Source organism: Mesorhizobium sp. WSM4904, from assembly GCF_029674545.1.
Lineage (GTDB): Bacteria > Pseudomonadota > Alphaproteobacteria > Rhizobiales > Rhizobiaceae > Mesorhizobium.
In genome coordinates this window covers 4,097,552-4,122,290 of sequence record NZ_CP121354.1, presented here as the reverse complement: position 1 = coordinate 4,122,290, position 24,739 = coordinate 4,097,552, and the positions used below count along the sequence as shown (strand labels likewise).

28 protein-coding genes are annotated in these 24,739 nt (G+C 63.1%); 14 read left to right on the top strand and 14 right to left on the bottom strand.

All coding sequences use genetic code 11. The features are described from left to right. Positions 1–57: 57 nt before the first annotated feature. The 4 genes from QAZ47_RS19735 (at position 58) to QAZ47_RS32125 (ending at position 1,999) form a co-directional block, all read left to right on the top strand. Positions 58–654, top strand: a complete 597-nt coding sequence (locus QAZ47_RS19735) for a hypothetical protein (protein ID WP_278230474.1) — start codon at positions 58–60, stop codon at positions 652–654. A 79-nt stretch (positions 655–733) separates the two neighbouring features. Beyond that, entirely contained in the window at positions 734–940 is a 207-nt protein-coding gene (locus QAZ47_RS19730; RefSeq protein WP_278202373.1) for a type II toxin-antitoxin system HicB family antitoxin, read from the top strand. 40 nt (positions 941–980) lie between these two features. Next, a complete protein-coding gene (locus tag QAZ47_RS19725) occupies positions 981–1,352 on the top strand; it encodes a VOC family protein (RefSeq protein WP_278202372.1) in 372 nt (123 codons plus the stop codon). 416 nt (positions 1,353–1,768) lie between these two features. Beyond that, positions 1,769–1,999, top strand: a complete 231-nt coding sequence (locus QAZ47_RS32125) for a hypothetical protein (protein WP_140533726.1) — start codon at positions 1,769–1,771, stop codon at positions 1,997–1,999. Between the two features lie 307 nt (positions 2,000–2,306). Here the strand turns inward: QAZ47_RS32125 and QAZ47_RS19715 are convergent, their stop codons facing one another. Further along, on the bottom strand, positions 2,307–2,777 hold the full coding sequence (locus QAZ47_RS19715; RefSeq protein ID WP_278230473.1) for a YbhB/YbcL family Raf kinase inhibitor-like protein: 471 nt from the start codon (positions 2,775–2,777) through the stop codon (positions 2,307–2,309). A gap of 346 nt (positions 2,778–3,123) precedes the next feature. Here QAZ47_RS19715 and QAZ47_RS19710 point away from each other — a divergent pair, with 346 nt between their 5' ends. Next, entirely contained in the window at positions 3,124–3,576 is a 453-nt protein-coding gene (locus QAZ47_RS19710; protein WP_278202369.1) for a pyridoxamine 5'-phosphate oxidase family protein, read from the top strand. A gap of 318 nt (positions 3,577–3,894) precedes the next feature. Here QAZ47_RS19710 and QAZ47_RS19705 read toward each other — a convergent pair whose 3' ends face one another. Beyond that, positions 3,895–5,055 carry a GH25 family lysozyme gene (locus QAZ47_RS19705; protein ID WP_278230472.1) on the bottom strand — a complete coding sequence of 387 codons (1,161 nt, stop codon included), beginning with the start codon at positions 5,053–5,055 and terminating at the stop codon, positions 3,895–3,897. Between the two features lie 313 nt (positions 5,056–5,368). On the opposite strand from QAZ47_RS19705, the gene QAZ47_RS19700 reads away from it, so the two are divergent. Continuing rightward, positions 5,369–6,340, top strand: a complete 972-nt coding sequence (locus tag QAZ47_RS19700) for a TIM44-like domain-containing protein (protein WP_278230471.1) — start codon at positions 5,369–5,371, stop codon at positions 6,338–6,340. A gap of 79 nt (positions 6,341–6,419) precedes the next feature. Here QAZ47_RS19700 and QAZ47_RS19695 read toward each other — a convergent pair whose 3' ends face one another. Together QAZ47_RS19695 and QAZ47_RS19690 are read right to left on the bottom strand one after the other, a co-directional pair. Continuing rightward, the gene (locus tag QAZ47_RS19695) at positions 6,420–7,211 is read right to left on the bottom strand and encodes a phosphodiester glycosidase family protein (protein WP_278230470.1); all 792 of its coding nucleotides are present in this window, start codon (positions 7,209–7,211) and stop codon (positions 6,420–6,422) included. Positions 7,212–7,266: 55 nt separating this feature from the next. Next, positions 7,267–8,139: an undecaprenyl-diphosphate phosphatase gene (locus QAZ47_RS19690; protein ID WP_278230469.1), complete on the bottom strand. Its 873-nt coding sequence runs from the start codon at positions 8,137–8,139 to the stop codon at positions 7,267–7,269. A gap of 205 nt (positions 8,140–8,344) precedes the next feature. Here QAZ47_RS19690 and QAZ47_RS19685 point away from each other — a divergent pair, with 205 nt between their 5' ends. Next, positions 8,345–9,256, top strand: a complete 912-nt coding sequence (locus QAZ47_RS19685) for a hypothetical protein (RefSeq protein ID WP_278230468.1) — start codon at positions 8,345–8,347, stop codon at positions 9,254–9,256. Between the two features lie 9 nt (positions 9,257–9,265). On the opposite strand, the gene QAZ47_RS19680 is transcribed toward QAZ47_RS19685, so the two are convergent. The 3 genes from QAZ47_RS19680 to QAZ47_RS19670 form a co-directional block, all read right to left on the bottom strand. Next, positions 9,266–9,478, bottom strand: a complete 213-nt coding sequence (locus QAZ47_RS19680; protein WP_278230467.1) for a hypothetical protein — start codon at positions 9,476–9,478, stop codon at positions 9,266–9,268. Positions 9,479–9,753: 275 nt separating this feature from the next. Then, a complete protein-coding gene (locus QAZ47_RS19675) occupies positions 9,754–10,149 on the bottom strand; it encodes a GFA family protein (RefSeq protein WP_278207889.1) in 396 nt (131 codons plus the stop codon). A gap of 129 nt (positions 10,150–10,278) precedes the next feature. Next, positions 10,279–10,527 (bottom strand): ParB N-terminal domain-containing protein, encoded by a 249-nt coding sequence (locus QAZ47_RS19670; RefSeq protein WP_278202362.1) that lies wholly within the window; start codon positions 10,525–10,527, stop codon positions 10,279–10,281. Between the two features lie 152 nt (positions 10,528–10,679). On the opposite strand from QAZ47_RS19670, the gene QAZ47_RS19665 reads away from it, so the two are divergent. Genes QAZ47_RS19665 through QAZ47_RS19645 form a run of 5 tightly spaced genes read left to right on the top strand, consistent with a single transcriptional unit; the run spans position 10,680 to position 15,775 of the window. Continuing rightward, positions 10,680–12,329, top strand: coding sequence for a N,N-dimethylformamidase beta subunit family domain-containing protein (locus QAZ47_RS19665; RefSeq protein ID WP_278230466.1), 1,650 nt, complete (start codon positions 10,680–10,682; stop codon positions 12,327–12,329). After that, on the top strand, positions 12,330–13,697 hold the full coding sequence (locus tag QAZ47_RS19660; RefSeq protein WP_278230465.1) for an aspartate aminotransferase family protein: 1,368 nt from the start codon (positions 12,330–12,332) through the stop codon (positions 13,695–13,697). 24 nt (positions 13,698–13,721) lie between these two features. Then, a complete protein-coding gene (locus QAZ47_RS19655; RefSeq protein ID WP_278230464.1) occupies positions 13,722–14,231 on the top strand; it encodes a DUF523 domain-containing protein in 510 nt (169 codons plus the stop codon). A gap of 3 nt (positions 14,232–14,234) precedes the next feature. Further along, positions 14,235–14,750 carry a GNAT family N-acetyltransferase gene (locus QAZ47_RS19650; RefSeq protein WP_278230463.1) on the top strand — a complete coding sequence of 172 codons (516 nt, stop codon included), beginning with the start codon at positions 14,235–14,237 and terminating at the stop codon, positions 14,748–14,750. Next, positions 14,747–15,775, top strand: a complete 1,029-nt coding sequence (locus QAZ47_RS19645; protein WP_278230462.1) for a histone deacetylase family protein — start codon at positions 14,747–14,749, stop codon at positions 15,773–15,775. Before QAZ47_RS19650 ends, QAZ47_RS19645 begins: the two co-directional genes overlap by 4 nt. 4 nt (positions 15,776–15,779) lie before the next feature. Here the strand turns inward: QAZ47_RS19645 and QAZ47_RS19640 are convergent, their stop codons facing one another. From QAZ47_RS19640 to QAZ47_RS19630, 3 genes are all read right to left on the bottom strand, one after another. Next, positions 15,780–17,048, bottom strand: coding sequence for a cysteine desulfurase-like protein (locus QAZ47_RS19640; RefSeq protein WP_278230461.1), 1,269 nt, complete (start codon positions 17,046–17,048; stop codon positions 15,780–15,782). A 31-nt stretch (positions 17,049–17,079) separates the two neighbouring features. Then, positions 17,080–18,147: an aldo/keto reductase gene (locus QAZ47_RS19635; RefSeq protein ID WP_278230460.1), complete on the bottom strand. Its 1,068-nt coding sequence runs from the start codon at positions 18,145–18,147 to the stop codon at positions 17,080–17,082. Positions 18,148–18,526: 379 nt separating this feature from the next. Beyond that, positions 18,527–18,985, bottom strand: coding sequence for a hypothetical protein (locus tag QAZ47_RS19630; RefSeq protein ID WP_278230459.1), 459 nt, complete (start codon positions 18,983–18,985; stop codon positions 18,527–18,529). Between the two features lie 391 nt (positions 18,986–19,376). Here QAZ47_RS19630 and QAZ47_RS32120 point away from each other — a divergent pair, with 391 nt between their 5' ends. Next, entirely contained in the window at positions 19,377–19,541 is a 165-nt protein-coding gene (locus QAZ47_RS32120; RefSeq protein ID WP_082954041.1) for a DUF1127 domain-containing protein, read from the top strand. Between the two features lie 102 nt (positions 19,542–19,643). Here the strand turns inward: QAZ47_RS32120 and QAZ47_RS19620 are convergent, their stop codons facing one another. After that, positions 19,644–20,147 carry a DUF1993 family protein gene (locus QAZ47_RS19620; RefSeq protein WP_278202352.1) on the bottom strand — a complete coding sequence of 168 codons (504 nt, stop codon included), beginning with the start codon at positions 20,145–20,147 and terminating at the stop codon, positions 19,644–19,646. 143 nt (positions 20,148–20,290) lie between these two features. Here QAZ47_RS19620 and QAZ47_RS19615 point away from each other — a divergent pair, with 143 nt between their 5' ends. Then, entirely contained in the window at positions 20,291–21,340 is a 1,050-nt protein-coding gene (locus QAZ47_RS19615; protein ID WP_278230457.1) for a DUF1176 domain-containing protein, read from the top strand. A 152-nt stretch (positions 21,341–21,492) separates the two neighbouring features. Here the strand turns inward: QAZ47_RS19615 and QAZ47_RS19610 are convergent, their stop codons facing one another. From QAZ47_RS19610 to QAZ47_RS19600, 3 genes are read right to left on the bottom strand one after another with little or no spacing between them, the layout of a single operon-like run. Then, positions 21,493–22,383, bottom strand: coding sequence for an alpha/beta hydrolase (locus QAZ47_RS19610; RefSeq protein WP_278202350.1), 891 nt, complete (start codon positions 22,381–22,383; stop codon positions 21,493–21,495). 32 nt (positions 22,384–22,415) lie between these two features. Next, on the bottom strand, positions 22,416–24,038 hold the full coding sequence (locus tag QAZ47_RS19605; RefSeq protein ID WP_278230456.1) for a molybdopterin-binding/glycosyltransferase family 2 protein: 1,623 nt from the start codon (positions 24,036–24,038) through the stop codon (positions 22,416–22,418). Beyond that, a complete protein-coding gene (locus tag QAZ47_RS19600; protein ID WP_278230455.1) occupies positions 24,035–24,739 on the bottom strand; it encodes an XdhC family protein in 705 nt (234 codons plus the stop codon). The genes QAZ47_RS19605 and QAZ47_RS19600 overlap by 4 nt, the downstream gene beginning before the upstream one ends.

Sequence of the window (24,739 nt, the reverse complement as noted above, 5' to 3'; positions counted from 1 at the left end):
CGAGAATGAAACATATGGCCCGCACTGCTAAGTGCGGGCTATTTTTTGGAGGAGCCCATGGCTACCTTCTTTGGACTAACAGCCACAGATTTTTTAACTGGAATTTTGGTGATTATAACCGCGATATACGCATGGCTTACATATAGCATAGCACATTCTAACAGGCGTATGGTTGCAGAGGTTCAAAAACAGATCGAGGTTCAAACCCGGCCAGTTATTTCGTTCAACATCGAAATTCAGCACCACACCATTTTTGTCGCTCGCATTTGGAACCGAGGCGCCTCACCAGCAGAGAACTTGAGACTTTCGATCGATAAGGATTTCTATCGATTTGGCGAAATGAGAGGGGAATCAAAAAATATTGCTGATATGTATATTTTCAAAAATACGCTATCAACGCTTGCCCCTGGGGACGGTTTTTGGATTGAGCTTTGCACAGGTCCTGAAGTAGGAAAGACCATTGATGGCAAGGTCATAACGCCCGATAAATTCACAATTCAAGCCTCTTACAACTATGGATCACGTAAATATATTGAGAGCTTTGTTATAGATCTAAGGGCATATTTCTACACCTCAGGCGCAAAGAGATTACCAGAGCAACTTGAAAAGATAGCCAAGTCTTTGGATAATATAGCAAAATCGAGCCAGACTTAGCATCACGAGATGGCCATTTCGGTGGATGTAGCTAGATTGAACAGTATCCTCAAGCAGTCCGGCTTAAAGGAGTGATGGCATGCGCTATGCCGTAGTAATTGAGAAAGCGGAAAACAATTTTTCTGCCTATGTGCCGGATTTGCCTGGCTGCATCGCGACAGGCGCAACAGTGCCTGAGGTGGAGAACGAAATCCGCGATGCAATTCGTTTCCACATAGAGGGTCTGCGCGCCGATGGGCTGGAAGTGCCCAAGGCAGTCAGCCTATCTGAGTACGTTGAGGCATAGCCGACTGACAAGCGCTGTGGGCCGGTAGCGCGCTTTTGCCATGATTGATCACATCACCATCGAAGTCAGCGACCTCGCCAAGAGCAAGCTATTCTACGAAAAGGCTTTTTTGCCTCTGGGCTATCGCCTCTCCTTCGGCAAGGAAGGCGTGTTCTGGGCCTTCGATGTCGGCAATGGCTGCCTGTTCGAGATCCAGTGCACCGGCGAGAAACCGCCGCTCACCCACCTGCATGTCGCCTTCCGGGTGAAGAGCAAGGCGGAGGTCGATGCGTTTTATCGGACGGCGCTCGAGACCGGCGCGGCGGACAACGGCGCGCCCGGGCCGCGTCCGGACTATGCGGAGCACTACTACGCCTGCTTCGTGCTCGATCCCGATGGGTACAATATCGAGGCGATGATCAACGAGGCGTAGTTTGCGAACGCCCCGCAGCTTCGTCATTCCAGGGCGGAGCAAGGAGCGAAGCGACGCGCGCAGACCCTGGAATCCATGCCGTTACATCAACGCGTTGCAACGGCTCAGAATTCTGCGCCGTTGCGCCCTACGATAAGGGTCACGGCAGGATCCTCGGGTCTGCGCGCGTCGCTTCGCTCCTTGCTCCGCCCGTGGATGACGAAGGCGCGCTGCGATGCGGCGATTTCGAGCATATCGCCAAGCTGGAACACCCCTCATCCGGCCGCTTCGCGGCCACCTTCTCCCGCAAGGGGAGAAGGGAAGAAGAGGTTCTCATGGAACTCCAGGCCGAGCCCGCAGTTCCTGGTGTGATTTCGGAATTCTTGAATCGCAGGAACTTCAAATTCACCGCACACGCGAGGAAGCGAATGAACGCGGTGCCGCCGAAGGAAATGGACGTTGTCCTGCAACAACTGCCGCTGAGGATCGGCGCCTATGTGCCGGACGATCTGCTGGAGGATTGGTTCGCGCCGGGAACGGGCATGCGCCCCGTCAGCGAGGCAGCGCTTGCTGCCGCCGCCAGCTACGGACGACGGTTCGAATGTGAATTCAAATACTATCCCGAGAGGATGGAAGGCGTGTTCTGGAAATGGGTTCCGGCGATCTGATTTGGACACGTCGGCGGAATTCTTCTGCCGTCGGCTTGGGAAATGTCGGCTCCTCCGGCGGGATCTCAGGTGGCGCGTCCGGCGGAATATCAGGGGGTCCCCTCCCCGGTCCCGGGATAGGATCGGGTGAAGGCGGAGGAACGCCTGGTGGTTCTCCGGGCGGCTTTTCCGGTGGAACTGGAGGGCGGGAAGGCTCCGGCCCGGGATCGCCCGGCATCGGTTCGGGATTGTTCGGGTCTGGATTGTTCATTTGCGGGCTCCCGAGTGACGCGGCCGGCACTGCCTGACGGGAAAAAGCCTTCGCCACTCAGGCGGCATGTTCGTATGTGCCCACGAGTTCCGCCGCCTCGATCGCATGGCGCCTAGCCTCCTTCCAGATTTCCTTGATGCCGGTCTGGCCGGGAATGCCGAGGCTCGGCACATCGAGAGCCGCCAGCCGGAAATGGTAGTGGTGAACTCCGTGCCCTACCGGCGGGTCCGGGCCATCGTAGGAGGCGTTGCCGAAGTCGTTCTTCCCTTGCTGGAGTGCTTCGGTTCCCGGCTTTCCGTCCGCGCCTTCGGCAAGTTGCTCGACGTCGGGCGAAATGTTGAACACCGCCCAGTGACCGAACGTCCCGCGTGGTGCATCGGGGTCGTCCACGACGAGAACGAGGCTCCTGGTCCCGTCAGGGATCCCCGACCATTTCAGAGGCGGAGAAACATTTTCGCCATCGCGGGTAAAACGTTCGGGGATGGGATCGCCGTCGGCGAACGCAGGACTGGTCAGTGTCAGTGGCATGTTGGTCCCTTCCGCTTTTGATGCCGCAAGGCGGCCCGCAACGACCCACTGGCTTCGGCAGCAACCAGGTTCTCTTCCTTCCGGATGGACGACAGGTGCGGTTTGGTCATTCGCCTGATTGTTCGCAGAGCGCTCGCTTTCGCCGCACGATATCCCTGGTCGATTCCAACGAATGCCTGGCCGGATCGTTCCGTAGCGCCAGCGAGTTGCGGCGCGCATGCAAGTGTGTTCGTCCGGTCGGACATCGCGACCAGGCGCGTTGCAGCCCATGCGTTGACGTACGTCAAAGCCACCCTATCCATGATCCTTACCATGGCCACCGTAAGCAAAGACTTCGGAGGCAAGGATGGACAAGGAGATCAAGAACAAGATCGAGACGCTGTTGGATCAGCATCGGGTCATGACGATTGCGACCTTGAGACCCGACGGTTGGCCGCAGGCGACGACCGTCGGCTACGTCAACGACGGCCTCACCCTCTACTTCCTCTGCGGCCTGGACAGCCAGAAGGCAGCGAACATCGCGCGGGACGATCGTGTGTCGCTGACCATCGACCACGACGCGCCTCAGGTGATGGAGATTACCGGACTTTCGATGGCGGCGCGCGCGCAACCGGTCACCGACAGGACCGAGGCCGAGAAGGTTCTGCGGATGCTGCCGATGAAATATCCGCCGCAGGCCTCGCTACCAGGCCCGATGCCGACGCCGGAGCAGGTCCGCATTTTTCGCGTGATGCCTTCAGTCATCTCCGTGCTCGATTACTCGAAGGGTTTCGGCCACACGGATCTGGTCACCTGCTGAGCGCGGTACGGCGGCAAGGCGGGCGGCGCGAACCGCACTTTTGTTTAGTGATGGGGTCCCTGGCCCCCGACGTCGGCCCGGAATCAGGTCACTGCAGCTGCCTATTGATGGATCGCATGATCCAGATCAAGGCAATGCCGTACGGCCCGCTGTCTCCTCGGCCGTTCTCTCGAGGAGATGGATATGCCCACCGATACCCTGATCGTCGTCGCCGTCGTTCTGGCCTATTTCGCAGTCTTCATGGGTGTGCTGGCCTATGCGGCAATCACGGATTCGCGACCTCTGCCACCGAAATAGGCGAGGCAATCCGAAAGCGGCTCAATCCGCGTCGGCGACCATCTGGCCGCCGCCCAGCCAGGCACGCCACTGCCGCTCGTCGCCGTGGAAGACGTTGAGGTCGACGCGCCCCCTCACGCCATGCGACAGGCCGGAGCCCGAATACTGCCAGAACAGCCAGTTGCGGCCCGGATAGACCTTTGACGGGTGCGCGGCCACCGCGCGCAGCCAGAACGGATAGTCCGGGAAGGCGCCGCGCAGATTGTCGCGGTAGAAGTCGGGGCTGGTGTAGATAATGGGCCGCTGGCCGTAATGGCGCTCCAGCTTGTCCATGAACACCTGCATCTTCTCCAGCACTTTTTCGCGCGACGGCCGCCGCCTGCACGAGGAGTCGCCGTTCCACTCGACGTCGATCACCGGCGGCAGCGCGCCCTCGACCTTCGGCACGTTGCGGATGAACCAGTCGGCCTGCTCGCCCGCGGTGCGGCACCAGTAGAAGAAGTGATAAGCGCCGCGCTTCAGCCCGGCAGCGTCGGCGCCGCGCCAGTTCCTCATGAACATCGGATCGAGATGATCGCCGCCATCGGTTGCCTTGATATAGGCGAAGTTGGCGCCCTGGGCACGCAGCTTGCCCCAGTTGATGTCGCCCTGCCAGCGCGAGACGTCGACGCCGTGCACCGCAAGGTGCCGGGGCGAAGACCGGCCGAAATTGATCGGCTTGGCATCGCGGAACGCATAGCGGGTGACCGGGCTGGCGAGCATGGCTGGTGCAGCGCGCGACAGCCGCTTCGGCGGCGAGACGAGCGCCGCCGCCTCGACCGGCGGCTCGACGCTGTCCGGCAGGTCCGGCGCGGGGAACGCGACCGTCTCTTCCTCGGCGAGGCCGAAGGGGCGCGAATTCTCGTCGCCGGGACGCGAGTTCTCGGCGTCAAGGCGCGAGTTCTCGTCGCCGGGACGCGCATTGTCCTCGTCAAGCAGCGGCGCCGGCGGCTTGATACGCGCAGCGCCCGACATCGACGCGGCCTCGACTGTTGTCTCGGTGTCAACCGTCCTCATGGCCTTCGTCACCGGCGCGCTCGGCCGCACGACGGAGCTTGTCGTCTCGCTGGACGGCACCTGCAAGGCGTCGACGCCCGACGTGGACGAGCAGCCGGCAAGGCAAAGCGCTGCGAGCACGAAACTGACGACGCTAGGAATCCGCATCTTGACCTGTACGCAAAACAAAACAGACCGAGGGCAGGAACAGCGCCGCCGGAAGCCCCATTCCTAACGAGAAATTACCAACAAAGTTTGAATCAAAATTTACTTTTGGTCCGGCCGGGCGATTCGCGGACGGCCCAAGCCGCCATGAAGCCGGAAGCCGCAAGGCTCTGATTGGACGGCTGCAGGCCCTAAAGCGACTGACGTCTGAAAGACGGGGTCTAACCCCGCCTCAATTCGTACCCATATAGGGGGCTCGCTAGATGCGTTTGAAACGCTCCGACCCAAGGATTGTCACCCCAAGGATCTGTCACCAATGTCAAAATCACGGACGATCAAAGTCGCGTCGATCTTCCTGATCCTGCTGATGGCGCTCGGAAGTGTGTCCATAGGCACCGCCGAGGCGCGCATGGGCGGCAGTTTCGGCAGCCGCGGCAGCCGTACTTTCCAGGCCCCGGCACCGACGAAGACCGCGCCCTATACCGCGCCTGTAACGCGCTCGATGACGCCGAACACCACCCAGTCGATACCGCCGTCGCAGTCGTTTCCCGGCCAGGCGCGACCGGGATTCTGGAACGGGTTTGGCGGCGGCTTCGTCGGCGGGCTGGTCGGCGGACTGCTCTTCAACGGCTTGTTCGGCATGATGCTCGGCCATGGCTTCGGCGGCATCGGCGGCGGCTTCAGCTTCATCTTCCAGCTGCTGCTGATCGGCGGCCTCATCATGCTGGCGATGCGGTTTTTCAGCCGCGACAATGCCGCGCCGGCCAATATGAGAAGCTCCGGCTTTCCGTTCGGCCAGCAAGGCTGGGGAGGTTCCCAACCCAGCTACCCATCCCGCACCACGGGTTTGGGCGCGGCCGGCGCATCCGGCGCTGACGAAATCGGCATCACGGATACCGACCGGGACGCGTTCGAACGTATCCTCGGCGACGTGCAGACCGCGTTCAGTCGCGAGGATCACCAGGGATTGCGAAGGCTGACGACGCCCGAGATGGTCTCCTATCTTTCGGAGGAGCTCGCGGACAACGCGACGCATGGCCTCAAAAACGACGTGACCAATCTCGAGCTGCTGGAAGCCGACATTGCGGAGGCGTGGCGAGAAGGCTCGCGCGACTACGCCACGGCGGCAATGCGCTGGCAGGCCATCGATGTCATGCGCAATCGCCAGACCGGCGCTGTCGAAAAGGGCGATCCGAAAAATCCGGTCGAAGCGACCGAATTGTGGACTTTTACACGCGAGGCTGGCGGCCCGTGGCTGCTGTCCGCAATCCAGGACGCATCCAACTGAACGTGAAGGCGCCGCGGTGCTGTCCGCGCCGCGGCGCCCTGCCTGATGCAGCTTTCCGCCGCTGGCCGATGGCTGATGTCTAGCCACCTCGCCTGAACACGCCGATCATCGGACCGAGATTCCAGAAATCGTCGTTGCGGCCGATGGCCGGCGCATAGAGGCTCGATATCGAGCCGTCGAGGAACAGCGCGTTCGGGCAGCCAAGCTCGTCGCGGAACAGGCGCGCGAATTCGTGGAATGTCACGACGTCGTTCGAGATGGCAAAGACGGCGACGCCGTCGGCCCGCACGCCGACGCCGTCGCGGATTTTTCGCGATGGGCTGCCGGCCTGGAATTTCGGATGCAGCCTGCCGTCGATGACCAGCATCGGCCCCGATTGGGTCGCGTAATCCACACGCGGCGGACGCTTCAGATAGTCCCTCGTCGCGCGAACGCCCGCCTTGCCGCCGCTGAGATAGAATATTCCGTTCGGCTGCATGGAGAAATTGCCGGTGCCGGCCCCGGTTTTTGCGGGCGTGACCTGCCTGCCCTGTTCGACATAGAGTCCCACCGGCGCGAGGTCCGGATGATACATGCCGGCATTGATGCCGAAGAGCATTGTGCGCCCGGCCGCCTGCTCGGCCGTGCGCAGATTGTGCAGCGAGCGATAGAGGTCGCCATCCTTGTTCTTCCAGAACAGCTCGATCGAAAATTGCCGCGGATCGGTCTCGCAGACGAGATAGGTCGCGGTCTCGAAGGTCAGGTTGCGGCACGGCGGCAGCGCCGCCAGCCATTGCCCGGCGCTTAAAGTCGCGCCGACGGCGGCCGGCAGCGCCGATTTCACCAGCGTTGCCAGCAAGGGCACCGATTGCAGTAGCGTCGCAAGATCCATCAAGACACCCGAAGCGGAGGTTCAGGTGTCGATATAGCCGATTTTGCGGCTGCCTCTAGCTCAGCCAGCCGGCAGCGACGCTGATCAAGAGCACGACGCCCAGCAGGCCGCGATAGACGACGAAGGGCCAGGCGGAAAAGCGCTCGAGCACGCGCATCAGGCCCCATATGGCGAAGAAGGCCGAGATCGAGGCGACGACGAGGCCGACGGCCAGGACCGACCAGCCATATGCACCGAGGTGAATCTTGTGCAGTTCCCAAAGCTCCTTCAGGCCAGCAAGCGCGATCGCCGGCAGGCCGAGCAGGAAGGAGAGCCGCGCGGCCTCCGGCCGGGCATAGCCAAGGCCCAGCGCCGCCGTCAGCGTCGAACCCGAGCGCGAGACGCCAGGAATGAGCGCGCCCACCTGGGCAACGCCGACAAGCAAGGCGTCGAGCACCGAGACCTTGTCGAGTGTAAGCCTGTGGCTGGCATAGATTTCGGAGAGCGCAAGCAGCACGGCCATGACGATGCAGGACAAGCCGATCACGGCCAGTCCACGCAGCGGCGAATTGCAGGCATTGAGCACGCCGGAAAGCGCAAGGCCGACGATGACGATCGGAACCGTCGCAAGCACGATGCCAATCGCCAGGCGAAAGTAGCGGTTGGCGTAATCGCGCCGCGCAAGCGCCGACAGCGAACCCACCGCGACTTCCCTGACATCGCTCCAGAAATAACTGATCACCGCGGCAAGGGCCGCAAGCTGCATGGCGGCCGAGAAGGCGGAACCCGGATCCTGCCAGCCCAGCACGGCCGGCACGATGCGCATATGCGCCGTCGAAGAGATCGGCAGCAATTCGGTGATGCCTTGGACGATGCCGAGAAACGCCACCTTGGCATAGCCCAGGCCGACAAAGCCGGTGTCCAACCCTTGAGTGCAGACGTCGGTCATCCCAGTCCTTTCCCCAGCGCCCCGGTCCTGCCGGAGCAAAAGTGAATCGCCATTCGCAAAGCCCCTCGAGGACAGCCTTAGCCTCACGATCCCGTGAATCCAACTCACGGATTTGTAAGGTGCCGCTAATCCTGCTTGACAATGGGCGCACCCATATTATCATCCACTAATCTTACACTGTAAGGTAAATCGGAGGAGGACCACCATGTCGACCGCCGCCCTCTCGGAGCTGCAGCCGGTCGTGCCGCCGGACACGCATGTTCCCGAAATCGCGATCGAGGAGGTGTCACGCGACATGAGCCGCGCCATCGAGCGCGCCGAGGTCAATGCCTGGCTCGACCTCTACGACGCCGCACCCGCGGATTTCGCCGCGCGGCACGACCTGTCGATCGCTCGCGACGGCGACCTCGTCTGGACCACCTGCACGATGATCCCGTTCATCCATTTCAACTGCGTGAAGAACATCGGCGTCGACGGCCCGGCCTCGGAGGCTCAGCTCGACGCGCTGCTGGCGCACTATCGTGCTGCAGGCATTCTCCGGCCGTGGTTCTATACAAGCCCGCATACCGAGCCGTCGCGATTGAGATGTTGGCTGGAAGCTCGCGGGCTGCAGCACCAGAGCGGCTGGGAACGCATCTTTCGCGATGCGACGCCGCTGGCGGCCGAACCGCTGTTTTCGGCCGACGATCTGTCGGTCGAGGAGGTCACGCCCAAAACGGCTCCGGAATGGGCTGCCTTCATCGATGGCAAGTACAGGTTGCCCACCTCGCCTTGGCTCATAGCGCTGGTCGGCCGCAAGGGCTGGCGTCACTACATGCTGAAACGTGATGGTGCGGTGGCCGCGGTGCGCTCACTGTTCATCTCGGACGGCGCCGCCTGGAGCGGCATCGACGCGCCGGTGCCCGGCATCATGGCGCCAAGCTTCGATCTCGACGCCATGCTTGGCGAAAGGCTGGTTCGCGACGGGATCGCCGCCGGCGCGAAACTGTTCGTCGCCGACATCGAGGCGCCGCGCCCGGAACGTGATGGTCCGGCCTACCGCAACTACGCGCAGCTCGGTTTCAAAATTGCCTATTTCCGCAGTCATTACAGCTATTTGCCGGCGCATTCGAGCTGATGGGATGAACTAGCGGTACAGCCATTGCTTCAAGCAGCTTCTGGCCACGACATGCGCCGGCGGCAGCACCGGCTGGTCGATGCGGGAATCGTCGACGGTCTTGTCGCGAGCCTTTTCCAGGAGCATGCGAATCTCGGCCGGGCGCACGCGGTCACGCTCCATCACGAGTTGGATCATCGGGTCGTTCAAAAGCTCGTCCAGGGTATTGATGCTCTCGCTCATCCGTCGCCTCCTCGATGCCTTCCCGCATGGCGGTCAGATAAGCAGCCAATGATGGCTCGCCAATGACGCTTTGCCGGCTATCTCGTGAATCGAAGATGAAATTTTTTTGCAGGCATTCTTCCTTCTCCCCTTGTGGGAGAAGGTAGATCGGCGCGCAGCGCCGAGACGGATGAGGGGTGTTCCAGTGGAGTGAGACGCTGGCATTCCCTGGAACACCCCTCATCCGACCGAGCTTCGCTCGGCCACCTTCTCCCACAAGGGGAGAAGGTTAAGCTCTACGCCGGCGGAGCACCCTCATATTGCGGCAAGCCGTCGTCGAGTCGCACCCAGGGTTGCATGGAAGCGGTCCAGAAATGCATGTCGGGCCTGAACGCCGACGGATCGTCGAGTGAACCGGAGGTAACGCCGAGAATACCTCTGGAATCGCGCCGCGAAAACAGCGTCGTGCCGCAGGAAGAACAGAAGCCGCGCTTGAGGTCCGGCGAGGAATTGACCGTCGCCAGAGGCCCTTCGACGGTGACGTCGTCGATGCGGAACAGGAGCCGCGCGTTGAAGGCCGCGCCGATAGCCTTCTGGCAGAGCCGGCAATGGCAGACGCGCTCGTTGATCGGTTCGGCCTCGGCCCGATAGCGCACCGCGCCGCACAGGCATCCGCCCTGGTATTTCGTCATCATCGACACTCGCTTCGTGGAAATAGCTCACGGTAGCGGCGAGCATCGCAGCGTCAATCAAAAAGCGTTGATGGGACGTGATCGCTTGCGGTGATGCAGGGGGCGACGCGGCAGCAAAATAGGATGGAACTAGTGGCGCCGGGCCTGGACGAGATAGGCGTCGATCTCGGTTTCGCCGAGCCATTTGGCGGCTTCCAGCCGATGCAGCCCTTCGACCAGAACATGGCGCTTGCCGTCGTGGCGCACCTGGATCGGCATCTTCATGCCGTTTTCGAGGATGTCCTCGGCGAGATGGCGCACGGTCTCGGGATGCAGCGTCTTGCGACGCGCCGTCGGCACGTAGATGTCGTCGACCTTGACCCTTTGCACGCGCAGCATGTCGGCTCCCGGCGTTGGAAACATCGCCTGAGAATGAAATTAGTTCGTTTGCCGGATATCGCCAAGCGCAGACGTTTGCTGGCCCGATCGTTTCCATTTGACGCTTGCCCGGCCAATGGTCTCAATGGCGGCCTGTTGGTTTCAGGTGCTTCTTGACGCAGTTGCCCGCCGAATTTCCCGATTTCGGGCTGACGCCCGAGCAGCGCCGCGAGGCCGTGCGCGGCCACTATTACGAGTGGCCGGGAATGGACGGCGCGAGCGGCGAGATCTGGGGCTACAGCGACCGATTTTCCTATCGACCGGGCGAGACGGTGACGCTGTTCGTCAGCTCGACGTCGCCGCGGTTCGACATCGTTGTCGTCCGCGATGGTGGAGACGAGACCAAGGTCTTTGAGGGAACGGGCCTGTCGGCGCGCTGGCAGGATACGCCCGACCAATGCTCGGTCGAAGGCTGCGGCTGGGAGGCTTCGTTCGAGCTCAGCGTCGGCGACGACTGGCCGTCAGGCGCCTATCGCGTGACGCTCTCGGCGGACGGCCGTGACGGCGAGCCGATCCACAGCCACCACCTCTTCATCGTCGCACCCCTGCCCGGCCGCAAGCCTGGCCGCCTGCTGCAGGTCGCGGCGACCGGCACCTGGATGGCCTACAATACCTGGGGCGGTTCGAACCATTACCAGGGCATCACCGGCCCGAACCGCGACCAGTATGCCACGATGGTCTCCACGCAGCGCCCCTGGTGCCGCGGCTTCGTCGTGTTGCCGAAGGAAGCGCCGCGCGTGCCGCTGGAGGTCGCGGTGCCGCCGAGAACCGTGCCGCGCTATCCGCATATGGAATGGGCCTTCGCCACAGGACATTCGAAGAAATACGCCTCTTCCGGCTGGGCGAGCTACGACAGCCATTTCTTCCGCTTCGCCGAGCGCGCCGGCTATGCGGTCGATCTCGCCAGCCAGCACGAGCTGCATTTCTCGCCGGAGATCCTCGACGGCTATGACTGCGTCGCGTTCGTCGGCCACGACGAATACTGGACCTGGGAGATGCGCGACGCGGTCGACGCTTATGTCGAGCGCGGCGGTCGTGCCGCCCGTTTCGCCGGCAATTTCATGTGGCAGACCAGGCTGGAGGACGAGGGCCGCCGGCAAGTCTGCTACAAGTACCGCGCCCGCGCCGAGGATCCCGCCTATCGCGACGGCGATGTCACCCGCGCCACCAACTCCTGGGAAGCGCCGGAGATCGGCCGTCCGGGCAGCGCCACCTTCGGCCTCAATGCAACGCGCGGCGTCTATGCCGGCTGGGGCGGCTGCGCGCCGCGCGGCGTGCGCGGCTTCCCGGTCTATCGGCCGGAGCACTGGGCCTTCGCCGGCACCGGCGTCTATTATGGCGACCTGCTCGGCGCCGACAGCCACGTCTATGGCTATGAGGTCGACGGGCTGGACTTCGAGATCCGCGGCGGCCTGCCCTACCCGACCGCGCAGAGCGGCGCGCCGGACGGCTTGCAGGTGCTCGCCGTCGGCATGGCGAGCCAAGTCGAGGAAAGCGCCGACATCCCGATCGAGGACCAGTTCCTCACCGACGAGGACGGCCGCTTCACCGCCGAGACTTTGTTCGGCGAGGCGAGCGACGCCAATCTCGACAAGGTCAAGCGCGGCAACGGCATGATCGTCAATTTCCCGCGCGGCAAGGGCGAGGTCTTCCACGCCGGAAGCTGCGAGTGGGTCGCCGGCCTGCTAAGGCAGGACGCGATGGTCGAACGCGTGACCAAAAATGTTCTCGACCGCTACCTTGGCCGAGACGAGAGAGGGTGAATGAGCGCTGTGCAGTCCGTCGAAACCGACCGCCGACCGAATCTGTTCCATTTCACGCGGCGGCCCCAGCCAATCGTGGACCGCGCTGACGGCATCTATCTGTGGGATAAGAGCGGCCGCCGCTACATCGACGGATCGAGTGGCGCGGTCAACGTCAATGTTGGTCACGGCAATCGCCACGTCATCGATGCGATGAAGCGGCAGCTGGACCGCGTCAGCTTCGCCTACATCTTCCAATTTGAGAACGAACAGGCCATCGAACTTGCGCGGGGGCTCGCCGCTCGACTTCCGAACGGGCTCGACCGTATCTATTTTGTATCGGGCGGCTCTGAGGCGGTCGAGGCCTGCATCAAGCTCGCGCGACAATGGGCCGTTGCAACAGGTCAGGAAAACCGCTGGAAAATCATCGGACGTATGCCCTCCTATCATGGCATCACGCTCGGCACGCTTGCCGTCACTGGCGATGATATCCTTACCAAGACATTCGACCCGGTCGGGCGGCCAATGCCTTTGGTGCCGGCCCCGCTTGTTCATCGCGACCACGACAATCTGTCGATGGAGCAGCGAGGAGTTCGCTACGCCAATATGCTGGAAGAAAAGGTCTTGGAGGAAGGGCCGGAAAGCGTGCTCGCTTTCATTATGGAGCCGATTGGCGGCGCCGCGACCGCGGCACTGGTTCCGCCCGACAGCTATTTTCCGCGAATTCGTGAAATCTGCGATCGCTATGGCATTCTGCTTATCCACGACGAGGTGATGACTGGCATCGGACGCACCGGCAAATTTCTGGGCGGCGATCACTGGTCCTGCCGGCCGGATATCGTCGCGTTGTCGAAGGGGCTGAGTTCAGGCTACGCACCGCTTGGCGCGCTTGCCGCGACACAGAGGATCGTCGGGCCGGTGGTTGAGAACGGCGGGTTCCTTCACGGCCATACATATGGCGGCAACCCTGTTGCCTGCGCTGCGGGCCTTGCTGTTCTCAGCGAAGTCGACCGCCTCGGCTTGATAGAGAATTCCGCTGCCATGGGCGAGGTGCTGAGGAACGAGCTTGAAGTCCTCTCCGGTCGCTTTCCTTTCATTGCCGACGTGCGGGGCAAGGGCCTGTTCATGGGTGCGGAGCTCTACGCCGACCCCTTGGCCAGGACGCCATTGCCACAAAATCTCAACGCCAATTTGCGGCTCATCGATCTTGCCTTCGAGCGTGGACTCATCATCTACTCGCGGCGCGTGCGCGGCGGGCCGGTGAGTGATAATTTCATGGTCTGCCCGCCTTTGATCACAACCCGCAAACAGATCGGCGAGATTATCGCGGTGCTTGGCGACACGCTGGAGGCACTTGCCGCCGAACTTGACCTGCCGGTAAATCACTGAGCCCTCGCCGAGGGAGGTGCCGATATGGAGAGAGTGCTTGTCTCGGCCTGCCTGCTCGGAAGCAAGGTGCGCTACAACGGCTCGTTTCGGCTCGATCACCATCCCGTACTGGTGCGGTGGCAGTCGGAAGGCCGGATCGTGCAGATCTGTCCAGAGGTTGCGGCAGGTTTTTCGACGCCGCGTCCGCCTGCGGAAATCCAGGCCGCGGGCGACGGCCATGCGGTCCTGCTGGGCCACGGCAGAGTGATCGAGCAAACCGGCAGCGATGTCACCCGCCTTTACCGCGAAGCCGGGCAACTGGCACTCGACCTCGCCCGGGAAACCGGATGCCGCTATGCCGTATTGACGGACGGCAGCCCGTCATGCGGCAGCAGTTTTATCTATGACGGGAGCTTTTCAGGGGCCAGCATGGCTGGCCAAGGCACGACCGCCGCGCTGCTCGAGGAAAACGGTATCCGTGTCTTTTCCGAAGACAGGATCGGCGAGCTTGACGATCTGTTGACCGGCTCCAACGCCGGCGGACATGCGGACTGACCGATGCGGCAGCACATCCAGGCCACCGACATTCTGCTCCGCACCGGCACCATCGACGACGTCGAAACCATCCACGCCGCCCTGCTGCGCCTTGGCACCCACATCGGCGCGCACCAGGAAATCACTTCGACGGCTGACGATCTGCGCCGCTACGGCTTCGGCGACAAGCCCGCCTTCTCGACCCTGATCGCCGAGGTCGACGGCGAGTTCGCCGGGCTCTGCCTGCATTTCCCGATCTTCTCGACCTGGATGGGCCGGCCCGGCGTCTTCGTGCAGGATCTCTACGTCGAGGATCGCTTTCGCGGCCGACGCATCGGCGAGAAACTGCTGCGGCGGGTGGCCAAGGAGTGCCGCGCTGCAGGCGGCGTCTATTTGAGGCTCTCCGTCGACACGGACAATGAGACCGCCAAGACCTTCTATGAAAAGCTCGGCATCGGTTGGTCGAGCTACGAGCAGGTGCAGAAGATCGTCGGCGAGGCCTTCTTCGCCTTTGCCGACGCGCCGGAGAAAGAACGATGAAAGCCTTCCATGCCGAGGAGCAGAAGCGCCACGACCCAAAGGCCTTCCTTTCCAGCGGCGCTCCCCAGCCCAATCCGGAAAAGCCGGAACGGGTCGAAAGATTGCTAGCCGGCGCAAGATCGGCTGGTTTGACGGTCGAGCGGCCCCAAGAATATGGCCTCGGCCCGATCGCGGCGGTACACACGCCGGAATATCTCGACTTCCTCGAGCACATTTTCACTCGCTGGCAGCGCATCGAAGGCGCTTCCGCCGAAGTCATCCCCAACATCCATCCGATCGCCCGCAACGGTTCCTACCCGGCCTCGGCAGTCGGTCAGGCCGGCTATCATATGGCCGATACCGCCTGCCCGATTTCGGCCGAGACCTGGAACAGTGCGTTGTGGAGCGCCTGGAGCGCGGTGGAGGCGGCCGAAGCCGTCATGGCCGGCGCGACGTCGGCCTATGCGCTCTGCCGCCCGCCGGGTCACCATGCCTTCGCCGGTGTCGCCGGCGGTTTCTGCTTCATCAACAATTCGGCGGTGGCGGCGCAGGCGCTGCGCAGGCAAGCGGCGCGGGTCGCCATCCTCGATGTCGACCTGCATCACGGCAACGGCACACAAGGCATCTTCTACGCCCGGCCCGACATACTGACGGTCTCGCTGCATGCCGATCCGGTGCGCTTCTATCCCTTCTTCTGGGGACATGCCGACGAGCGCGGCGAAGGCGCAGGCCTCGGCTACAATCTCAACCTGCCGCTGCCGCGCAAATCCGCCGACGCGGCGTTCCTCGAAGCACTGGCGACGGCTTTCCGGCGCATCCGCGCCTTCGCGCCGGAGGCGCTGGTGGTGGCGCTCGGGCTCGATGCTTTCGAAGGCGATCCGTTCGGCGGGCTGTCGGTGACGACGCCCGGCTTCTCGCGTATCGGCGAGGCGATTGCCGGGCTCGGCCTGCCGACGGTCATTATCCAGGAAGGCGGCTATCTCTGCGATGCGCTCGGTGACAATCTCACCGCTTTCCTGACCGGCTTCGGCGGCAAGCAGCGATAGTTCTCTAACTGCGCTGCTGCCTCAGCATCGCGATCACACGATGCACGCTGTCCAGCGTCTCGGCGATCTCGGCCGCCGTGTTGTAGTGCGCGATGCCGATGCGCACGACGCCCTGCTCCGGCGGGATGCCGAGCTGGTGGACGATCTCCCACGCATAGTTGTGGCCCGACCACAGGAAGATGTTTTCGGCATTCATCTGCCGCACCATCGTCTCCGGCGCGACACCGTCGACCGTAAAAGAGACTGTCGGTACGCGTTCGCTGAAGCGTTCGGGATCGGTGATGCCTCGGATGGTCAGGCCATCGATGTCGGCCAGGCCTTCGATCAACTGCCGGGCGAGCGCATTCTCGTAGGCGACCGACATCTCGAAGGCCCTCGCGATCTGTTGCCGCCGCGAGCCGTCCTCGCCCGCCGCGGCACCGAGATCGGCGAAGTAGTCGACAGCGGCGGTGAGGCCCGCCATCAGCTCGATCTGCGGCGTGCCGAGTTCGAACCGCTCCGGCAGGCCGTTGGACGAGCAGCGGCATTTGTAAGGCTTCAGCGTATCGATGACGGCGCGGCGGCCCCACAATATGCCTATATGCGGCCCGAAGAACTTGTAGGCCGAGCAGACCAGGAAATCGCAGCCGAGCGCCTGCACGTCGATCAGCCCGTGCGGCGCGAACTGGACGGCATCGACATAGACCAATGCGCCGGCCTGCTTGGCGATCGCCGTCAGCGCCTTCACCCGGTTGATCGAGCCGGTGAGGTTCGAGGCATAGTTCAGCGCCACCAGCCGCGTCTTGTCCGAAAGCAGCGCCTGAAGAGCCGTTTCTTCGACCTGCCAGCTCTGCTCGTCAAAAGGCAGGAAGCGCACGACCAGACCAAGGTCCTCGGCAAGCTGCAGCCAGGGCGAGACATTGCCCTCATGGTCCATGCGGGTGAGGATGATCTCGTCGCCCGGCTTCATCATGCGGCCGAGCGTGCGCGACATGTGATAGGTCAGCGTCGTCATGTTGGCGCCGATGACGATTTCCTCGACACTTGCCGCACCGAGGAAATCAGCCATCGCCGCGTGCACGTCGTCGACCACTTGCTGCGCCGCGACCGTCGTTTCGAAGAACCCGCCGAGATTGGCATTGGTCGTCAGCAGGCAGCGCGACACCGCGCCCGCCACTGCCTGCGGCACCTGCGTGCCGGCCGGATTGTCGAGATAGATACGGCGGCGGCCTCTGTCGGTCAGCGAAAGTGCCGGAAATCGTTCACGCACGGCCCCGATCGGAAAATCTGCCATCGTCTCTTGTCTTTTTCTCAATGATTTCCGGTCACGGGCAGGGATTGCCGACGCGCTGGTGGATGGCGTCGACCGCCTTCTGCATCTCCTCCGTCCACCTGACCTCGGCGGAGGACAGCGCCGTGTCGAGCTGCGCGACGGTTGTTGCGCCGACGATGTTGGCGGTCACGAACGGCCGGCTCGACACATAGGCATTGGCGAAGAGCGCCGGCTCCATGCCGAAGGAGCGTGCCAGCTCATTGTATTCGAGCAGCACTTCCGCGGCATTCGGCGTCTCGTAGCGCTGTCCACGGTTGAAGAGTTGCGAACGCGAGCCGAGTGGGCGCGCGCCGTGGTCGTATTTGCCGGTAAGGTAGCCCTGCGCGAGCGGCGAATAGGCAAGCATGGACACCTGCTCGCGCTCGCAGACCTCGGCCAGGTTCACCTCGAAGGTGCGGTTGACGAGATTATAGGCGTTCTGCAGCGAGGCTACGCGCGGGCCGATACCCTTGTCGGACTCGGCGAGGAAGCGCATGACGCCCCAGGAACTCTCGTTCGACAGGCCGAGATGGCGGATCTTGCCGGCCTTCACCAGTTCGTCAAAGACGGCGAGCGTCTCGGCAATCGGCGTCTCGCCCGCCGGCGCGCCGGCAGCGTCGGCCCGCCGTGCAACCGCGCCGACGCGTGTCGGGTTCGAACCCCACGGAATATCTCGGTCCGGCCAGTGAATCTGGTAGAGGTCGATATAATCGGTGCCGAGTTTGGCCAACGACTTCTCGATCGCGTCTAAGATGTCGGCGCGCACCAGCTTCGACGGACGGTCGCCGCGGAACCAGGCATTGGCGGTGCGGCCGACCACTTTCGAGGCAAGGATGACCTTGTCGCGGTTTCCCTTCGCCTTCATCCAGCTGCCGATGATCCTCTCGGTCCGCCCTTGCGTCTCGGCCTTCGGCGGAATCGGGTAAAGCTCGGCGGTGTCGATGAAATTCACGCCGTACGAGAAAGCCAGGTCCATCTGCGCATGGCCTTCGGCCTCGGTGTTCTGCTGGCCCCAGGTCATCGAGCCCAGGCAGATTTGCGAAACAAGGAGGTCGGTCCGACCGAGGCGGCGTTTGTGCATGGAATGTCTCCGGCGGGAGGTGTTGCGCGGGCTGCGCGAAGAGGAGGTTGAACATAGAGCAAAACGCTTGCGTTTTGCAAAGTCGCCCAGTTTCGAGATTGGCCGAAGCGTCAGTCAGTTCGTCATTCTAGGGTGGAGCAAGGAGCGAAGCGACGCGCGCAGACCCTAGAATCCATTCCGTTACCCTAAGGCGTTGCAGTGATTACAGAATTCTGCACCGTCGCGCTCTACGGTGAAGGTCACGGCATGGATCCTTGGGTCTGCACTCCGCTTCGCGTCGCTACGCCCAAGGATGACGAATATTGGAGAGGCTCCAGCCAATCTCGATGGCTTGCGATGGGTCGCCGAAGCGAACAGTTGAAGTCTCTGATGGAGGGAACTACCGCCTGGGGCCGGCCAGCGCGCGTCGCTTGGCCTCGTCGATCAGCATGTTGGCCACCTGCATGCGGATCATGGCGCGCTGGCGCAGATGCGGGGCGACACGGTCCGGATGGTTGGCGAAGGCGAAGTTGCGGCGCATGCGGCCGAAATCGGCATTCTTGCCAGGGCGGTCGAGGCCGAGCTCGCCGGCAATCGATTCGGGATCGATCGGCGGCAGGTCTTCTTCCGGCCGGTGCTCTTCATCGGCAAGCGACAGCTTGGCCGGGTCGAGAAGCGCGGCGAACTCGGCGGCAAGATCGGCGCCGGCCTCACGATATTCGGTGGCCACGCTTTCGCCCGCAACCTTGATGCGGCCGGAGTGAAGCTCGTCCGCTACCGACAGATAGTCGAACGGAATGGATGGCCGGGCGCCTCCATCGTCGCCCTTCTCGGAAGCGGTGATGAGGTCGTCGAGCAACGAAGCGAAATCGAGCTTGTTCCCGGTGCCGATCTCGGCCTCCCTCTGTCGCGACAGTATTCACTGTCGTTGCCGACCTTAGATCGCTGTCGTTAAAAATGAATGCCAACGGTGCTAACAATTGTGGGCATTCCGCTCCAAACGTCGGCCGCAAGCAAAAGGCCGGGCTGCATTTTCGTGCAGCCCGGCAAGATCGCCAGGAGTGGCGAGGAAAAAGCCGGCCATGTGCCAGCATGGGGCGTACGATCGAGCTTCGGCTAAAGTTTCAAAAAAAATCGATTGTGGCGAAAAAAGCTCGCCAGGCATGGCTGCCATGCAATTGCTGCACTGCACAATTTTAACAAATCACCTATATTTTGGCAGTGTGGAGGGCAAACTAGGGGCATGGGATATGGGGTTCTTCACGGAAATGTTCGCGCGGCCGCGGCCGCAGGAACAGCAGCGTTATCGCTCGGCGCTCGCGCTTCTGAACGCGATGAGCAATGCCGACCGCGCCGATATCGGCATCAAGCCGGCCGATTTTCCGCGTATCGCCCGCGAGATGTCGATACGCTGATCTGGCGCCGGATCAATCCGGAAAAGCCCGCCGGGCTTTTCCGTCCGGGTTGCGAAACCAAAATAAGGAGGGTTTCCGGGCCGCGCCGGGAAACCCTTGGGCCTAGCGTCCCAGGAAAATCGACTTACCAAGCGGCACGCCATTGTGCCGCAGGATGTCGTAGGCCGTGGTGATGTGGAAGTAGAAGTTCGGCATGGCGGCGTGCAGCAGATATTGCAGCCCGCTCAACGACACCTCGCGGCCGGCAAGCCTGAGTTCGATCGTCCGCTCCTCCGACCCGTCCAGATCGGCGGCCGAGAATGTCGCCAGATGATCGAGCGTCTTGGCGATTCGGGCGTGCAACTCCTCGAAGCTTGACTCATTGTCCTCGTATTTCGGCACTTCGCGGCCGGCGAGCCGCGACGGCGCGCCCTTGGCGTGGTCGGTTGCGATCTGCACCTGCCGGGTCAGCGCGAACATGTCGGGCGCCAGCCTGGCGGTCAGGAACACTTGCGGGTCGATCTTGCGGTCGGCCGCGTTCTGCTCGGCCAGCGAGAGCACGCTGGCCAGCGCCTTCAGCCGGGCCGAAAAGACAGGCACGGAAAAATCGTACATGGATATGGTCACGTTGGTAATCTCCCAGGCGGCCTCAGCGCCGCGGGCCGTGAGCTAGCGCTTCCTGGCTCGATTCTTCAAGCAGCCCTGCCCCCGCGTCACCGCCTCGCCGCAATCGCCGTGGTAGTATTTTCGTTATCGAGCGGAGATTCCCGATGAGACGTGTCCTTCTCGCAGCGACTGCCTTGTTCTCCCTTGTCGGCATCGGCCGGTCGGCACTCGCCGCCGAAGCGCCCTATATCGACGACAGATCCAGCGCAGAGGCGGTCGTCCGCTCGCTCTACAGCGCCATCGGCCGGCATGAATTTGCCCGCGCCTGGGGTTATTTCGGGGATACCAAGCCGGCAAAAGATTTCAGTGCTTTCGTCAAGGGCTACGACAACACCGACACGGTCGAGGTCAAGACCGGCGCGGTATCGGACGAGGGTGCCGCCGGCAGCATCTACTACAGCGTGCCCGTCGCCATCCAGGCGACCGACAAGAAGGGGGAGGCCAAGGTCTTTGCCGGCTGCTACACCCTGCGGCAGGTCAATGCGCAGATCCAGGAGCCGCCGTTCCAGCCGATCTTCATCGACAAGGGCGCGCTCAAACCGTCGACCTCGGATTTCGAAGATGCCGTGCCGGCCGGCTGCGGCAACGGCCCGCCACCTCCGAAGAAGGATGAAGCACTGGAACAAGCCAAGAAGGCGTTCCTCGCCGCCTACGGCGAACAGTGTGACAAGGAGACTCCGGAAGGCAAACCGGTCGGCGAGCCGGACGCCTACTCCATCCACTACAAGGACAAGGACGCCGGGGCCGACGAACCGGAGCGCGAGACGCGGCTCTTCCGTTTCTTCTGCTCGATGGCCGCCTACAATGAGAGCGCGGTCTACTACATCCATGACGACGTTTCCGGCGTCAGGCAGCTGCAATTCGCAGCGCCGGAACTCGACATCCGCTATGAGAACAACAACAGCGAAGGCAAGGTCGAGGGGATCCACATTATCGGCTTCCAGACCGACGATCAGCTGGTCAATTCCGACTACGACGACAAGACCAAGACGATCACGTCCATGAACAAATGGCGCGGCGTCGGCGACGCTTCATCGACCGGTACCTATCTGTTTCGCAACGGCAATTTCTCGCTGGTGCAGTATGATGTCGACGCCTCCTATGACGGCGAGATCAATCCCGAGACCGTCCTGGACTACAACACCCCGCCTTGATTAGAGCGATCGGGGTCTGTTGAGATTCAGGTCAGGCAGAGCCGAAAACGGTGGTTTCCGAGAACCGGAGCGGAGCGTACTGAAGTACGTGAGCACCGGAAGCGCAGGAAGCCGCCATTTGCAGGCCGGCCTCACCTGAATATCGACAGACCCTAAGGTGCTTTCGTCAGCATCCAATTGAGCGTGCCGCGCCAGTCGACCATGCGGATCGGCGTCCCGTGCGTGCCGGTTTCGAAACGCACGAAGCGGGTCGGATAGGTCTTCGACTTGGCGAGGATCGAGCGGAAGAATGCTTCCTGCTTCGCCACGTCGAACACCACATCATGGCTGCCCTGGCCGAAGAACACCGGCACCCGGCGCTTGAAGGCGGGGCTGGTCAAAAAGCTTTCGTCCCAGAGTGAACCGAGCAGCAACAGGCCGTTGATGCGCCCACCCGTTTCCTTGCTCGCGGCCAGCTTCCAGCAGAGCATGCCGCCCATCGAGCCGCAGGCCACGAAAATCTTCGCGCCGGGCGATGTCTCGGCATAGTGATCGATCAGTGCTGCCACTTGCGCGGCGCCCTTGTCGCCGAAATCGGGAAAATCCGGCGAGAGGTAGAGGCCGCCATTGTCGGCCATCAGATTCTTGATGCGATTGAAATTGCCGCCGAAGGTGAAGTCGTCGACGCCCTGCTTGCGGCTGCCGCCCTGCCCGTGCAGGTAGAGCACGATGATGGCCGCCCCTTCCGTCTTGCCGACCGCGACATGCCTGACGTCCCCGGCATCGGTCTTCAGCATCAGATCCTGCTGCACCTTGCGCACGCCGGGATCGGTATATTGCGCATGCACACGCCTTTCCGGCACCTCATCGCGCTGGTTGATGTCGCGCGTCTCGCGATAGTCGAGCACCGTGTAGGCGCCGTTGTCGCCGCTCGACAGCGTCGCCGGATAGGCGAAGAGGTCGTCCTTGAAGGGTCTCAGCGTGAGCGTCTGTCCCTCGGCGGCCGAGAGGGAAAGAGCTGTTGCGGTGACCAGAGTAAGGAAGGATCGCAAGCGGAAGGCCATTCCTCAGCCATGCGTGCTTCGGCTTCGGTTTGTCAATCCTGCAGGACGCCGCCTGCCCCTTCCAACGCCTCGCGTGTGTCGACGTCGATCGCAGCGCCCTGCCCGATCTCGACATCGATGACGTCCAGACCCTCGGCCTCGACCAGATGGCGCGCGCCGGTATCGCCCTCGAGATGCGCGATAGCCGGAAACAGCGGACGCGGCAGCAGCACCGGATTGCCGCGTTTGCCTTGATGCGCGGCACGCACCACGGCGCGGCCGCCTGAACGGCGAAACGCGTCGATCAGGCTGTCGAGGTCCTTCGACGAGACACCCGGCATGTCGCCGAGCACGATCATGGCGCCGGCGGCGTCGGGCGCGACCCGCGCGATACCAGCCTTCAACGACGAAGCGAGACCCTCGGCAAAGTCCGGATTGTCGGCCAGCGTGACCTTGAGACCCAAGAGCGCCGAGCGCACGCGCTCGCGCTGATGCCCGGTGACCACGATGGTGCTGGCGGCTTTCGACCGCAGCGCGCGCTCCGCGGTGCGGCGCACCAGCGGCTTGCCGTCGAACAGCGCCAGAAGCTTGTTCGGCCCGCCCATGCGGCTCGAACGGCCGGCGGCGAGAAGCACGATGTCGACTTTGGGCTCCGCGCTTGCCGACTGTGGGGCCGGCAACGGCTCGCGCGGCTGCGGCCTGGTCGGGATTTCCATCAGCAGGCCGCCGACGCCCATGCCGGCAATGTCGCGGGCCGTGACATCCAGTCCGGCAATCAGCCGGTCCAGCACCCAGTCGAAGCCGTTCTCCTTGGGGCTGCGCGCGCAGCCGGGCGCGCCGATGACGCGCTTGCCGCCCAGCGTTCCGAGCACCAGCAGATTGCCGGGATCGACCGGCATGCCCGCGCGGATCACGCTACCTCCCGCGCGCTCGATCGCCGCCGGCACGACGTCGGCAAAATCGCTCATGGCCGAGGCGCCGAAGATCACCACCATGTCGTTGTCGCGGGCCAGCGCGGCCGCGGCTTCCGCGACGGGCGCGACCTCATGCGGCGTGCGTCGCTCAGCCGTCAGCCGGCCGCCGGAGCGCGCCAGCCGCGCCTCGGTGACGCGCAGGGTCTTGTCGAGCACGCTCGGCTTCACGCCGGGCAGCGTCGTCTGGACGACTCCGACATTGATCGGACGATAGCCGTTGACGGCAAAGATTTCGCCGCCGGCGCAGATCTCGATCACCGCATCGACGAGGTTGGCGGCGACGGCGAAGGGAATGATCTTCACCGTTGCCACCATCTGACCCTTCTCGACCGGCGCATGCTGCGCCAGCGTGGCGACGGTAATCGCCGGATCAACTGCATTGATCGCGTCGATCATCTTGGCATCGACAGTGAAGACGCCGGCGGTTTCGGCATGCAGGTTCACCCGTCCGGTCGCGGCGGCCTTCACCTCGACATTGCGATGGCTCATCCCTGCTGCGATTTTTTCGGCAGCGGCATCCTCGCCCAGATCGTCGGAAGCAAGCACGGCTGCCACGACTTCCCTGACGCCAGCCGCCTTCAGCGCCGCGACATCCTCGCCACTTAGCCGATGTGCCTTGCGCAACCGGCGTTCGCCGGCCGCGGTCGCATGCGCGAGCACCGCGCCTTCGGCCTGCTCGATCGGAACCGGACCAAACTTCACGCCACGGCGCCTTTGCTTTCCAGGCCGCGCGAGCGGAAGGCATGGATGGTCTGTGCCAGCACCGCGACGGCAATCTCGGCCGGGCTCGCCGCGCCGATGTCGAGACCGATCGGCGCGTGGATGCGGGCGATCTGTTCGGCGCTGGCGCCGAGCGCCAGCAGGCGCTCGATCCGCTTGGCGTGGGTCTTCCTGCTGCCCAGCGCACCGACATAGAAGCATCTGGCGTCGAGCGCCGCCTTCAGCGCGAAATCGTCGATCTTCGGATCGTGAGTGACGGCGGCGAGCGCGGTGTAGCTGTCGAGCGGCTGGCGCTTCAGCACGTCCTCGGGCCATTCGGCATGCAGCGCCACGTCGGGAAAGCGTTCGGGTGTGGCGAAGGCCGTGCGCGGATCGACGATCTCGACCGGATAGCCGGCAATCCTGGCCATCGGCGCCAGCGCCTGGCTGATATGCACGGCGCCGATCACCACCAGCCGTGGGCGCGGCAGATGCGCATTGAGAAAGAAGGTCCGCCCTTCCGCCTCCACCGACCTCGAATTGCCGGTTCGGAACGCGCTGGCGATCGCCGCCCCGAGCTCGCCAGCGACGGGGTCGCCCTCGCGCACGATGCGGTCGCGACCGTCGCCGAGATCGGTGACCAGCACTGCGGCGCGCCGGGCGCGGCGCTCCTCGTTCAACGTTTTGAGAGCGTACGGATCCAT